The following is a 12,223-nucleotide window of genomic DNA, read 5'->3' on the forward strand; positions in this document are numbered from 1 at the left end:
TTCCGACGTCTACTCCAGTCGGTGGGATCGGGTGGCACACGGGGCACGTTTGCAGCACTGACTGGAGCCGAGAACGTCCGGCGTCGACAACTCGCCGCTACGGATCCTCTCGGAGACTCACCCTGGCTGTCTCGTACTCCTCGATGAACGCGCCCGCCCCACCGAAACTCACCTCGTCGTCGGCTGTTTCGAGCGTGATGCTCGTCTCCAGCGTGTACTCATTGGTCGCCGGCTCGACGAACGCCTGATTGACCCGACTCACGGGGCCAGCGATCTCCTCACCGCTCACGGTCGTGATGTCCGCCCAGAGGGCTGTCCCTCGTTGCTGGTGAAGGAACGTGTGGAGGACGGCCTGTCGGAACCAGTCGAACGACTTCGGAAGCGGGTCGGGGTCGGTCACGTACGCCTCTGCCGAGGCCGGCCAGTACGCGGAGAGGTACATCCCGTGGACGGTCCCCGTGAGGTGGTGTTGCGAGACGGCCACGGCCTGTTTGTCGTCGTGTGTTCCCGAGAGGAAGTCGGGATCACCGATCATCGCCGACGTGTCGTCGACGGCGTAGACGAACGGGAGGCCCGCATCCCACACCCGAACGGCGTCTGCGACACCGGCGAACCGACGCTTGTTCGCCCCGGCGTCGTCGTTCGTGTCCGCTTCGCCCAGCAACACGAAGACGAGCAAGTCACGGTCGACGGCGGCTCGGAGGTCCGCTTCGATGTCGGGGAAGACGGGTTCGGGGACGGCGACGAATATCTCGTGCTCGGCCCCCGAGATGGCGCGATGGAGGCGTTTTCGGGCCGTCTCACGCGACTTCACGATCTGTATCTCCGGCTCCCGTGGGGCCGCCGCTTCGAACCGGTCTTCCAGCGACGGTGCGAGGGATTCGAGCCGCTCCGAGAGCGACGCGATGGCCTCCCGCGGTGGAACCGCGCGGACCGTCTTCGGCGAGGCGTACTCCCGGACCTGGACGAGCCCGCGCCGTTCGAGGCGGTCGGCGATGTTGTAGACCGCCTGCTGTGTGACGCCCGCGTCCTCTGCGACTGTCCGCGTGGTCGCCTCCCCGTGGGGGAGGAGAGCGAGATACGTGTCGACCTCCGCGTCGGAGAGCCCGAAGAGACTCAACTCCGCTCTGAGCGTCGCGTCGTCCGGCGACTCTGTGTCCGTCATCGATGCCCGTCCCTTGTCGGTCAGTGGTGATAGTTCGTACCGGTCATCCGCGCGGCACCAGGGGTCGATCCTCGACCGATCGGCCAGCCGGTTGATCTGCCGAGGGACGCCGCGGTTAAACGGCGAGTTGTCCCCACGCAGCCGTCTCGATCCATCCGTCGCATGGCACTTTCCCCTCGAGTCTAAAATCTTATTAAATCTCTTGTTTAAGATTTTTACATTCAAGTGGATAGCCCCCGTCGAGTGAGCCAGACGAGGATCGAACGTCCTCGAACACCACCATGAACGACATACGAACGACCGCACCGCGGCCGACCGACCGACCCAGGAGGAGCGACGACGGGTGAGCCGAGCACTCGGGACGACGGCTCGGGAAGAACGCACCTGGTGGAAGGAGGCGGTGGTCTACCAGATCTACCCACGCAGCTTCAACGACTCGAACGGCGACGGGGTCGGCGACATTCCGGGCATCACCGAGAACGTCGACTACCTCGACTCGCTGGGGGTCGACGTCGTCTGGCTCTGTCCGGTGTACGACTCCCCGAACGTGGACAACGGCTACGACATCCGCGACTACCGCGCGATCCTGGACGAGTTCGGGACGATGGCCGACTGGGAGGAGTTGCTGTCGGCGTTGCACGCGCGTGACATCCGACTCGTCATGGATCTCGTAGTGAACCACACCTCCGACGAACACGAGTGGTTCCAAAAGTCGCGCCGTCGAAAAGACGGCTACGAGGAGTACTACTACTGGCGCGACGGCGCCCCCGACGAGCCACCGAACAACTGGGAGTCCATCTTCGGCGGGTCGGCGTGGTCCTACGACGAGGTGCGCGAGCAGTGGTACCTCCACCTCTTCGACGAGCACCAGCCGGACCTGAACTGGCGGAATCCGGACGTCCGAGACGAGGTGAAGGAGCTGGTCATGTGGTGGCTCGAGAAGGGAATCGACGGCTTCCGGATGGACGCGATCAACTTCCTCTCGAAGGCAGACGGGTTGCCGGACGGGGACCCGGAGCGCCAACTCGTCGGTTCCGAACACTACCACCACGGCCCACACATCCACGAGTACCTTCAGGAACTGCACGACGAGACGCTCGCACGGTACGACGTCATGACCGTCGGCGAGATGGGTGGAACGAGCATCGAGGAGGCCGCCGACTACCTCGCCGACGGCGGTGGGAGACTGGACATGGTGTTCCAGTTCAACCACCTGACCGTCGACTGGGGAGCCGACGGCCAGTGGAGCCTCGACGGCTGGGGGGAGTGGGATCTCACGACGTTCAAGAAGGTCGTCACCCGGAGCCAGAACGACCTGGCCGGGGAGTTCTGGGACGCGCTGTTCCTCGGAAACCACGACCTCCCGCGAATCGTCTCCCGGTTCGGTGACGACGGTGCCTTCCGTCGAGAGAGCGCGACGCTCATCGCCACGTTCCTGTTGACGCTCCGTGGCACGCCGTACCTCTACCAGGGAGACGAACTCGGGATGACGAACACGGCGTTCGACAGCCTCGACGAGGTCGACGATCCCATGACGACCGGCATCGTCGAGGAACTCCTCGCCGAGGACGCCGTCGACTCCTTCGACGAGGTCACGGATCTCGTCGATTACATGAGCCGCGATCACGCCCGGACCCCGATGCAGTGGTCGGGGGACGAGAACGCCGGGTTCACCGATGGCGAACCGTGGTTCGCGGTCAACGAAAACTACCCCGACATCAACGCCGAGACCGCGATGGCGGACGAGGAGTCAGTCTGGCACCACTACCGAGAGCTGATACAGCTCAGACACGACGAGGAGACGCTCGTCTACGGCGAGTACGACCTCCTCCTGCCCGACGACGAGCAGTTCTACGCCTACACGCGTTCGCACGTGAGGGAGACGCTGCTCGTCGTCCTCAACTGGTCGACGGAGTCGGCGCGCTTCGACTGCCCCGGTCTGGATACGGACGGCGCAGAACTGTTGGTCAGCAACGATCCGGACACGCCGGCGAACCCCGTCGAACGCGAGTTCCGTCCCTACGAGGCGGCCGTGTACCGGCTCGACGGAGGTGAGTCGTGAACGGCCGCACGGAACGCGGCTGACACTCCCATACTGACGGCGACCATCCGGCGCCACGGACGAATCGGACGATCGAACACACGACACACGACACGAGCTCATGACGCACGACAACAACAGTACACGGAAGAACAGCACCAACGGCACCACCAGCACTCACTCGGTTTCGCGGCGGCACTTCGTCAAGGCGGCGGGCGCGTCGGCGACAGCGGTCGGTCTCACCGGATGCGTCAGCACCGGTGGGTCGAGCGGCTCCTCCGCGGGGAGTGCGGGCACGGACGAACCAGTCGACACCAGCGAACCGACCGAGACGGTCACGGTCTCGTGGGCGGTCGGCCCGCGCGAGAAGAACCGGAGAGACGCGGTGGTGGCGGCACTTCGAAGCGCGGGCCTCTCGGAGAACATCGAGCTCGAGATGCTCGCCGGGTCGAACCTCACGGACAACCGGCAGTCGCGCTACACGCAGTGGCTCTCCTCGGGCCGCGAGAAGCCAGACCTCCTCCAGTTCGACAGCGGGTGGACCATCCCGTTCATCCAGCGCGAACAGCTGGCGAACCTCTCGAACGTCCTGCCCGAGGAGATGCTGATGGACGTCCGGGAGAACTACTTCGACGCCTCCCTTCGGACGGCCTCACACCCACAGACGGGTGACCTCTACGGCGTGCCGCTGTTCCCGGACTTCCCGACGGTACAGTACCGCAAGGACCTGCTCCGCGAGGCCGGCTACGGCGAGTCGGACTTCAGCACGTGGGCCACGGAGTCGATGTCGTGGGCCGAGTTCTCGCAAGTAACGAAGCAGGCGATGGAGGCCAACCCCGACGTCCAGTACGGGTTCTCGTTCCAGGCGAACGCCTACGAGGGGCTGTCGTGCTGTGACTTCAACGAGTTCATGACCTCCTGGGGTGGTGCGTACTTCGGCAACCCCGAGGAGAACCTGTTCGGCCCTATCGGCGAACGGCCCGTGACGGTCGACGAACAACCCGTCGTCGACTCCATTCGGATGATCCGCACGTTCATCCACGGTGCGGACGACCCCGAGGCACTCTCGAGCGACGACTTCGCGGGCAACATCGCCCCCGAGGCGGTCCTCCAGTGGACAGAAGAGTCCTCTCGCAAGCCGTTTACCAACGGCGACGCCATCATGCACCGCAACTGGCCGTACTCCATCGGCATCAACGGCGCGGAGGACGCCTTCGGCGAGGATCTCGGTGTCATGCCGATCCCGTACGGAGTGCCCGCCAGCGAGGCGAAGTACCCACAGACCGGAGGGCCGGTCGCGGCACTGGGTGGCTGGCACAACGCGCTGAACCCCAACTCACAGAACAAGTCCGCCGCCGTGCAGGTGATGCGGACGATGATGAAACCGGAGTTCCAGCTCGAGATGTTCGACCTGCTGGGGTACACCCCACCCAGAACCGAGCTGTTCGGCTCCGACCGTGCCCGGGAGGTCGCCCCCTACGGTCGGTACATGGAACAACTCCGGATTGCAGGAGAGAACGCGATCCCACGACCAGTGACGACCATCTGGCCGACCCAGTCCATCCGCATCTCCAGGCGTGTCAACGAGAGCTACGCGCAGGAACGGGCGCCAGCTGCGGCGATGAGCCAACTAAAAGAGGAACTGGTGGGAACCGAAGAATCGGCTTGAACACGGACCGGCTCACGAGACGTGGCGGACTTTCCCTCTCTCCTGCACACCGACCACCCTCCGGTCCACCACGTGTGAAACGCTACAACGGTCCCCTCGACACCCGTCAGGGGCCGTCCTCGCGTGCGACCCGGTCGAGCGCCACGTCGACGCCGGCGAGGACGCTCCCGACGACCGCGCCGACGAGGAGGGCGGCGACGCCGCCCACGACGAGGAGTAGTGCGGCGAAGAACGGGTTCGTGACGACCAGCGCTGCGACGACGACACAGGCCAACAGTGGAAGACCGGTCACGGCACCCCACCGTGCGCCCACGCGGATCGTCGCCGCCACGTCTTCGAAGTCACTCGTCGCCAGGTACCGCCGGTTCGACCACCACGTCGACCCCCACAGCACCGAGTAGAGGCCCACCCCGACGAGCGTGTCGAGTCTCCCCAGCACGCCGCCGAGCGCGACCGGCGCGACGGCGTGTACCAGCGCCAGCGGGACGACGATGAGGACCGCGGCGTGGAACGACGCGAGCGCCCACGCGAACAGGGGGTCGATGCCGGGGTCGTCGTCAACGGACGATTCGACCGGCACCTCCGATGCTTCTGACGCCTCGGACGCTTCCGACGACTCATCCATGCGCCAACACCGCCGCGAGTGTGAGCAGGGCGACGAGACCAACCGCGGTCGCGCCGTACGCGCGCCGAAGCGTCCACTTCGTGGCCGGATCGGGCGACGGCGGGAGGCGAGCGAGGAGGCGGAGCCGGACGACGGAGGCGACGAGCACGACGACGAACAGCCCGAGCTTCACGTCGAGCGTGGTCCGCCAGCGGCCGCCCGGCAGCGTCGGTGCGAACGCGCCGAGGTTTCCGACCCCGGTCATCACGAGCGTCCCGACCGCCGCCCAGAAGAGCCACTCGTAGGTGCGAGCGACGGTCACGACGGCTGGCGGCGCGTCCGGTGGCCCGGGACTGCCGAGGTCGATCCGGAGGAGCACCCACGTCAGGACGCTCCCTCCGACGGCGACCGTCGCCGCGAGGACGTGGAGCCACCGGACGGCGAGGCTGGTGAGAGTGAGCGGGGACGCGGTCAGAGCGACGCCCGTCGGGTCCGGTGGCAGCGGGGACTGACCGCCGGGGAGGAGGGCGTGGAGGGGGAGCGGCTGGACGAGGGTGAGACCCATACTCGGGGCTACTCGGCGGGACGTGATGAGTGTCGGGGTCGCGACACGATCGGCGTGACCGACGCGACCGGACGCCGGCTTTTTTACGCGCTCGGCGCGCGCGACCGGGTATGAAGACGACCGGCGGGAGCGACGAGGCGAAACGACGCGCGGGCGACTCCGCCGCTGCGCTCGTCGAGGGAGGGACGACCGTCGGCCTCGGCACGGGGAGTACGGCGGCCCACGCCATCCGTCGGCTCGGCGAACGGGTCGCCGACGGCGTCGACGTCGTCGGCGTCCCGACGTCGTTCCAGTCGCGCGAACTCGCCCGGAACGTGGGCATCCCGCTCCGCGCGCTGGACGAGGTCGACCGGATCGACATCGCGATCGACGGTGCCGATCAGGTGGCCGGCTTCGACCTCGTGAAGGGTGGTGGCGCGGCGCACGCCCACGAGAAGGTGATCGATTCGTTCGCCGAGCGGTTCGTCGTCGTCGTCGACCCCTCGAAACGCGTCGACGTCCTCTCGCACCCGGTGCCGGTGGAGGTGCTTCCGGCCGCCCACACCGTCGTCGCGCGGTCGGTCGCGGACGCGGGCGGCGAGGCGACACTCCGACGCGCCGAGCGCAAGGACGGCCCGGTCGTGACCGACAACGGCAACCTCGTGTTGGACTGTGACTTCGGGTCGATCCCCGACCCCGACGCGCTCGCGACGACCCTCGACGCCGTGCCGGGCGTCGTCGAACACGGCCTCTTCGTCGGGCTGGCCGACGAACTCCACGTCGGCACCGAGACGGGCGTGACGGTTCACGAACGCTGACGGCGGAGTCCCCCGGGGTGTCCTCACCCCGTCCCCTCGCCGGACGTGCCGAGGGACGGGATCTCCTCCTCGATGACGTCGCGCTCGAAGTAGAGGAGTTCGACGCCGAGCACGACCGCGGCAACGACCAGGACGGTGTAGAACGTGTTCCGTTCGGCGCTGTACAGGTGGAGGAACATGAGGCCGAAGAAGAGCGTGGCTCCGACGGTGCCGACCGCGGGCCACAGCGCGTCGATCCCCTCGGCGTCCCGCTGCGTGAACGCGAGATAGCTCGTCCCGCCGAAGACGACGATGAACGCGAGCGACGCGAACGAGGTGATCGCCGAGAGGCTCCCGGCGGCGCTGAACGCCGCGGTGACGACGCCGAGGAGCAGTACCGTGCGCGTCGGGACGCCGCTCTCGCTCGTGTCGCCGACCCGGTCGGGCAGGAGGTCGTCCGAGAGCAGCCCCTTGGCGAAGTAGCCCGTCGAGAACAGCGTCGCGTTGATCGCGCTACCCGTCGAGAACAGCGCCGACAGTGAGATGACGACGCCACCGACGGACGCCAGACCGACCGCGCCGGTCATTGTCGAGGCCGCCCGCGCCAGCGCCGTGTGCGGATGTGACTGGAGCGCCTGCGGCGCGAGGTTGTACGTCGCCACGGCCACGACGACGTAGATCGCGATCGCGACCGGGATCGAGATGTACACCGCCGTCGGAATCTGTTCCCGCGGGGACTCGAAGCTCTCCTGGTCGTAGAAGAGGAGCTGCCACCCCTGGAAGGCGACGAACGCCACGGCCGCCGCCATGATCGGGCTGAACGACGCGATCTGCGACGTGCCGACCTGGACGGGCTCGGACGTGGCGAGGAGCGCGTACGCCACTCCGCCGACGCCGAACGCCACGAGCACGACGACCTTCACCGCGACGAGGACGTTCTCTGCCGACCCGGTCGCGCGTGTGCCGAGGAGGTTCAGGCCGACGAAGCCCGCCACCGCGAGCACCGACACCACTGGTCGGAGTGACAGCCCTGCGACCGACTCGGGGACGAGCGGCAGCGCCACGGTGAACTCGCCGAACGCGAACGCGTACATCGCCATCGACCCGACGTAGCCGACCAGCAGCGTCCACCCGGCCATCCCGGCGAGCGTCGAGTTGCCAGTGAACGACTGGACGAACGTCACGGCACCGCCACCGCCGCCCTCGTCCCCGTCGGCGGCGACGAGTTCGTTCAGCCGCACGAACGAGTAGCCGGCACAGACCGCGACGACGCCCGCCAGGACGAAGGCGAACCATGTCGCCGCGCCCGTGACTCGGCTCACGACACCGAGTACGGCGTAGATACCGCCACCGATCATCCCGCCGAGACCGATCGAGACGGCCTCCACCAGTCCGAACTCACCTTCGCTCATCGGTCACCCGTTCCGGCTCGAGCACACAGTGTGTCTCCCTTGCAGGCGCAAGCGGTCGTACACGCCGCTCACGCGGGTTTCCTCGCCGGTCGGCGCGGTCGTCGGACCCCGATCCGTCGGTCGTCGAGGTGACGGCCGTCGCTGGACGGTTGTGCTCGAAAAAATCGAAGACGCCGCGCTGGTCGGTCTACAGGTCGCGCGGCTGGACCGTCTTGCGGTCGTTCTCTTCGGCTCGGCGGGCGGCGTCTTCGAGCAGTTCCTTCACTTCCGCGTCCAGCGCGTCGTAGAAGTCCGAGGCTACGTTCTTGTCGCTAAGCGCTTCCTTGACGGCTGCCTTGACGATGAGGTCTGCCATACAACATACCATACTAGCCCCTTATTAATAAGATTTCCCCAAATGACGCTCTCTGCCGGTGTATCGGTCGAATATGGCTTTTGCAGGGGCTGGATTTATATATGATGCCGGCGAACGGCCTCATCAAGCGGGATTGGACCGCGATATCACGCCCGGCTCACCCCTCTCTCGAGTCCCGACTATCACATTCGTTACAGTAACTCGCCGCCACTCACACCCTCGACGGTCGCTGGCTGCGCGCCGCGACACGCGACAGCCGTCAGTGTCAGCGTCGCCGTCGACGGGGAACGACACATATGTGCCGGACGAGCGCCGACCATCGGATATGCGAGACATACTCGATGCAGTCGCGGCCGGCGATCTCTCGCCGGCGGCGGCGGAGGCACGGCTGCGCGGGTACGCGACGACGGAGGCGGGCCGCTTCGACGCGGCCCGCGAGACCCGGCGCGGCGTTCCCGAGGCGATCCTCGGTGAGGGCAAGTCCCCCGTAGAAGTCGCTGATCTGGCCGCGACGGCGGTCGAGACGACCGGTCGCGCCATCGTCACCCGCGTCGACGACGAGACGGCGACGGCCGTCGACGACGGCCTGCCCTCTCACGTCGCCGTCGAGCGTGACGAGCGCGCTCGGACGGTCGTCGCGCACACCTCCAACTTCGATCCCCCGTCGCTCGCCGCCACCGTCGCGGTCGTCACGGCGGGCACCTCCGACGCCCCCGTCGCCGGCGAGGCGGCCGTCATCGCGCGAGAGATGGGCGCGACCGTCGAGTGGATCGAGGACGTCGGCGTCGCGCATCTGGGGCGGATCGTCGACGTCCTCGAACCGATCCGTGCCGCGGACGTCGTCGTCGTCGCCGCCGGTCGCGAGGGGGCGCTCCCGACGGTCGTCGCGGGACTCGTCGACACACCGGTGATCGGTCTCCCCGTCTCGACGGGGTACGGCTTCGGCGGGGACGGCGAGGCAGCCCTCGGCGGGATGCTCCAGTCGTGTACCGTCCTCTCGGTCGTGAACGTCGACGCCGGCTTCGTCGCGGGGGCGCAGGCCGGCCTGGTCGCCCGCGCGGTCGACGGCGGGCGTTCGGGGTAGTCGATCCACGGGTGTCTGCCCGACCGCGCCGGTCACGGGCCAGTTCTGTACGCCTATCGAGAAAGTCTCGATGCAACTGGACGTTCGTAGCCTCCTCGCGCGTGCGCGCGAAGCCCTAATACAGTGGACTCCTAACGCGATACACCGGCACTGGTGGTTGCCGGGCGCGAGCAATGCCAACCTGCGACCACTGCGGGTCGCACGTCTCCGAGCGCTTCGCACGCGTGTTCGCCGACGAAGTCGGGCGAGTCCTCGCCTGTCCAAACTGTTCGGCGAACGCGGGAATCGCGGAAGTCGCGCGGAACCGGACCCGCAACGCATGACCGCTGAGTCGTGGACGACCACCACGCGAAGCCACTTCTTCCGGGCGAAGGATTGACCACTCCCCCGCCCGCCCGTTCCGTCGTGCACTACGCGTACCTCCTGGCCTGTGCGGACGGCACGTACTACGCGGGGTATACGACCGATCCACGGCGGCGCGTCGACGAGCACAACGACGAGGTTGGCGCGAAGTACACTCGTGGGCGGACCCCCGTGGAGCTGGTCCACGTCGAGCGGTTCGACTCCCGGTCGGCGGCGATGTCGCGGGAGTACGAACTCAAGCAGCTCTCGCACGACGCGAAGGCGCGACTCGCGGCCGGGACGGACGTCGCGGCGGTTCTCGACCACGACGACCGGGAGCGGGGCTGATCGGACGTTCGACCGTCGTCGCTCCATCGACCAGCGGTCGAACGGACGAACCGAACGAGTCTTGCGCCGCCGCCACCAAGGGAGATCGATGCTCGGCCTGCGTTACTACGCGTGCGATCGGTGCGACGCGGTCCACGCCAGCCCTGCCGTCCCCCCGTGGTGTAGCCGGTGCGACGGCCGCTCGCTCCGCGAGATCACCCGCGACCTGCAGGCCGACGCGTACTTCTGGCGACCGGTCACGGACGACCGGCCGTCGCCGGTCGACGACGACCCCTGACCCGCCGAACGTCGGCCCGAGGAGAGGAACACGTCCCGCTGCACGGCGGTGAAGCCGGTCGACTGGCATACTTTTTATTCCGGTCGTGCGCAAGGTGCGGTATGGACGCTATCTCCTTCGGCACTGACGGCTGGCGGGCCACACTCGACACGTTCACCGACGACCGCGTGCGGATCGTCGGACAGGCCGTCGCGGACTACCTCCGCGACGAGGGGTTCGACGACCCAGTCGTCATCGGCTACGACGCGCGGGAGTCGTCACCCGGCTTCGCCGACTCGCTCGCCGAGGTCATGTCGGGCAACGGGTTCGACGTGATCCTGCCCGAACGCGACTGTCCCACCCCCGTCGCCGCGTACACCATCGTCGACCGGGGTGCGTCGGGCGCGCTCATGCTGACCGCCTCGCACAACCCGCCGGAGTACAACGGCGTGAAGTTCATCCCGAGCGACGGCGCGCCCGCGCTCCCCGAGGTGACGGAGCGGATCGAAGCCAACCTCCGCGAACCCGACCTCCTGCCCCCCGAGGAACACGGCACGGTCAGCCGCGAGGACCTCGTCACCGTCCACGCCGACCACGCACGAGAGCTCGTCGACGCCGACCTCTCCGGCGTGACGGTGGTGTACGACGCGATCCACGGCTCCGGCCGCGGCGTCACGGACGCGCTTTTGGAGTCGGCCGGTGTCGAGGTGATCCGTCACCGCTGCGAGGACGACCCTACTTTTGGAGGAGCCCACCCAGAGCCGAGTCCGGAGAACCTCCGCGAACTCGAATCGCTGGTTCGCGAACACGACGCCGACCTCGGTGTGGCCAACGACGGGGACGCCGACCGGGTCGCGTTCGTCACGCCCGAACGCGGCAAACTCGACGAGAACCTCTTCTACGCCGCCCTGTACGACTACCTCCTCGAATCCGACTCGGGTCCCGCAGTCCGGACGGTGTCGACGACGTTCCTCATCGACCGCATCGCCGAGGCACACGGCGAGGAGGTGTTCGAGACCCCCGTGGGGTTCAAGTGGGTCGCCCAGGGCATGCAGGAACACGACGCGCTCGTGGGCGGTGAGGAGTCCGGCGGCTTCTCCATCCGTGGACACATCCGGGAGAAGGACGGCGTCCTCATGGGGCTTCTCGGGGCGGCGATCGCCAGCGAGGAGCCGTTCGACGCCCGCGTCGACCGCCTCCTCGACGAACACGGCGACATCGTCGCCGACAAGATCTCGGTCGACTGCCCCGACGCCGAGAAGGAGCGTGTGCTCTCGGACCTCGAGCGCGAGCTGCCCGAGACCGTCGCCGGCCGCGAGATCGCGAAGGTCGTCACGCTCGACGGCTTCAAACTCCTGCTCGACGACGGCTCGTGGCTCCTCGTCCGCCCCTCGGGGACCGAGCCCGTGCTCAGAGTGTACGCCGAAGCGTCGAGCGAGGAGCGCATCGAGGCGCTCCTCGACGCGGGCCGCGATCTGGTCGAGCCGCTGGTGTAGGCTTCGTCCGCGGTGTCGATCCCGCGCCCGCTTCCGGTGTCGATCCCGCGCCCCCTCCGAGTTTCGGTCGGTCGTCCCGCCCGTCCTCCCATCTACGAGACACCACGCCG

General features: G+C 67.6%; 13 protein-coding genes. 8 read left to right on the forward strand and 5 right to left on the reverse strand.

Going from position 1 to position 12,223, the window contains the following annotated elements:
- Positions 1 to 97: 97 nt before the first annotated feature.
- On the reverse strand, positions 98 to 1,165 hold the full coding sequence (locus tag FZP69_RS01320; RefSeq protein ID WP_152039595.1) for a TrmB family transcriptional regulator: 1,068 nt from the start codon (positions 1,163 to 1,165) through the stop codon (positions 98 to 100).
- Positions 1,166 to 1,508: 343 nt separating this feature from the next.
- On the opposite strand from FZP69_RS01320, the gene FZP69_RS01325 reads away from it, so the two are divergent.
- Together FZP69_RS01325 and FZP69_RS01330 are read left to right on the forward strand one after the other, a co-directional pair.
- A complete protein-coding gene (locus FZP69_RS01325) occupies positions 1,509 to 3,227 on the forward strand; it encodes a glycoside hydrolase family 13 protein (protein ID WP_152039596.1) in 1,719 nt (572 codons plus the stop codon).
- A 100-nt stretch (positions 3,228 to 3,327) separates the two neighbouring features.
- On the forward strand, positions 3,328 to 4,875 hold the full coding sequence (locus tag FZP69_RS01330) for a substrate-binding domain-containing protein (RefSeq protein WP_152039597.1): 1,548 nt from the start codon (positions 3,328 to 3,330) through the stop codon (positions 4,873 to 4,875).
- A gap of 106 nt (positions 4,876 to 4,981) precedes the next feature.
- Here FZP69_RS01330 and FZP69_RS01335 read toward each other — a convergent pair whose 3' ends face one another.
- Both FZP69_RS01335 and FZP69_RS01340 read right to left on the reverse strand, forming a co-directional pair.
- Positions 4,982 to 5,500: a hypothetical protein gene (locus tag FZP69_RS01335; protein WP_152039598.1), complete on the reverse strand. Its 519-nt coding sequence runs from the start codon at positions 5,498 to 5,500 to the stop codon at positions 4,982 to 4,984.
- Positions 5,493 to 6,044: a hypothetical protein gene (locus tag FZP69_RS01340; RefSeq protein WP_204959885.1), complete on the reverse strand. Its 552-nt coding sequence runs from the start codon at positions 6,042 to 6,044 to the stop codon at positions 5,493 to 5,495. The genes FZP69_RS01335 and FZP69_RS01340 overlap by 8 nt, the downstream gene beginning before the upstream one ends.
- A gap of 110 nt (positions 6,045 to 6,154) precedes the next feature.
- Here FZP69_RS01340 and rpiA point away from each other — a divergent pair, with 110 nt between their 5' ends.
- Positions 6,155 to 6,841, forward strand: coding sequence for a ribose-5-phosphate isomerase RpiA (gene rpiA / locus FZP69_RS01345; RefSeq protein ID WP_152039599.1), 687 nt, complete (start codon positions 6,155 to 6,157; stop codon positions 6,839 to 6,841).
- Between the two features lie 23 nt (positions 6,842 to 6,864).
- On the opposite strand, the gene FZP69_RS01350 is transcribed toward rpiA, so the two are convergent.
- The gene (locus FZP69_RS01350; protein WP_152039600.1) at positions 6,865 to 8,232 is read right to left on the reverse strand and encodes an APC family permease; all 1,368 of its coding nucleotides are present in this window, start codon (positions 8,230 to 8,232) and stop codon (positions 6,865 to 6,867) included.
- Positions 8,233 to 8,419: 187 nt separating this feature from the next.
- Positions 8,420 to 8,587, reverse strand: a complete 168-nt coding sequence (locus FZP69_RS01355; RefSeq protein WP_103427114.1) for a DUF1931 family protein — start codon at positions 8,585 to 8,587, stop codon at positions 8,420 to 8,422.
- A gap of 325 nt (positions 8,588 to 8,912) precedes the next feature.
- On the opposite strand from FZP69_RS01355, the gene larB reads away from it, so the two are divergent.
- From larB to FZP69_RS01375, 5 genes are all read left to right on the forward strand, one after another.
- A complete protein-coding gene (gene larB, locus FZP69_RS01360) occupies positions 8,913 to 9,671 on the forward strand; it encodes a nickel pincer cofactor biosynthesis protein LarB (RefSeq protein WP_152039601.1) in 759 nt (252 codons plus the stop codon).
- Positions 9,672 to 9,844: 173 nt separating this feature from the next.
- The gene (locus FZP69_RS23495; protein WP_449329019.1) at positions 9,845 to 9,994 is read left to right on the forward strand and encodes a DUF7563 family protein; all 150 of its coding nucleotides are present in this window, start codon (positions 9,845 to 9,847) and stop codon (positions 9,992 to 9,994) included.
- Between the two features lie 82 nt (positions 9,995 to 10,076).
- Positions 10,077 to 10,361 (forward strand): GIY-YIG nuclease family protein, encoded by a 285-nt coding sequence (locus FZP69_RS01365; RefSeq protein ID WP_152039602.1) that lies wholly within the window; start codon positions 10,077 to 10,079, stop codon positions 10,359 to 10,361.
- 88 nt (positions 10,362 to 10,449) lie between these two features.
- A complete protein-coding gene (locus tag FZP69_RS01370) occupies positions 10,450 to 10,638 on the forward strand; it encodes a hypothetical protein (RefSeq protein WP_152039603.1) in 189 nt (62 codons plus the stop codon).
- A 101-nt stretch (positions 10,639 to 10,739) separates the two neighbouring features.
- Positions 10,740 to 12,113 carry a phosphoglucomutase/phosphomannomutase family protein gene (locus FZP69_RS01375; protein ID WP_152039604.1) on the forward strand — a complete coding sequence of 458 codons (1,374 nt, stop codon included), beginning with the start codon at positions 10,740 to 10,742 and terminating at the stop codon, positions 12,111 to 12,113.
- Positions 12,114 to 12,223: the final 110 nt, after the last annotated feature.

The sequence above is a fragment of the Salinigranum salinum genome, assembly GCF_009176545.1.
In the GTDB taxonomy this organism is placed as follows: Archaea; Halobacteriota; Halobacteria; order Halobacteriales; family Haloferacaceae; genus Salinigranum; species Salinigranum salinum.

Bases quoted from the DNA above. Each gene is read 5' to 3' on its own strand.
- FZP69_RS01330 (WP_152039597.1), top strand. From the start codon at position 3,328: ATGACGCACGACAACAACAGTACACGGAAGAACAGCACCAACGGCACC.
- FZP69_RS01355 (WP_103427114.1), bottom strand. From the start codon at position 8,587: ATGGCAGACCTCATCGTCAAGGCAGCCGTCAAGGAAGCGCTTAGCGAC.
- FZP69_RS01375 (WP_152039604.1), top strand. From the start codon at position 10,740: ATGGACGCTATCTCCTTCGGCACTGACGGCTGGCGGGCCACACTCGAC.
- FZP69_RS01350 (WP_152039600.1), bottom strand. From the start codon at position 8,232: ATGAGCGAAGGTGAGTTCGGACTGGTGGAGGCCGTCTCGATCGGTCTC.
- FZP69_RS01340 (WP_204959885.1), bottom strand. From the start codon at position 6,044: ATGGGTCTCACCCTCGTCCAGCCGCTCCCCCTCCACGCCCTCCTCCCC.
- FZP69_RS01320 (WP_152039595.1), bottom strand. From the start codon at position 1,165: ATGACGGACACAGAGTCGCCGGACGACGCGACGCTCAGAGCGGAGTTG.
- FZP69_RS01335 (WP_152039598.1), bottom strand. From the start codon at position 5,500: ATGGATGAGTCGTCGGAAGCGTCCGAGGCGTCAGAAGCATCGGAGGTG.
- FZP69_RS23495 (WP_449329019.1), top strand. From the start codon at position 9,845: ATGCCAACCTGCGACCACTGCGGGTCGCACGTCTCCGAGCGCTTCGCA.
- FZP69_RS01370 (WP_152039603.1), top strand. From the start codon at position 10,450: ATGCTCGGCCTGCGTTACTACGCGTGCGATCGGTGCGACGCGGTCCAC.
- rpiA (WP_152039599.1), top strand. From the start codon at position 6,155: ATGAAGACGACCGGCGGGAGCGACGAGGCGAAACGACGCGCGGGCGAC.
- larB (WP_152039601.1), top strand. From the start codon at position 8,913: ATGCGAGACATACTCGATGCAGTCGCGGCCGGCGATCTCTCGCCGGCG.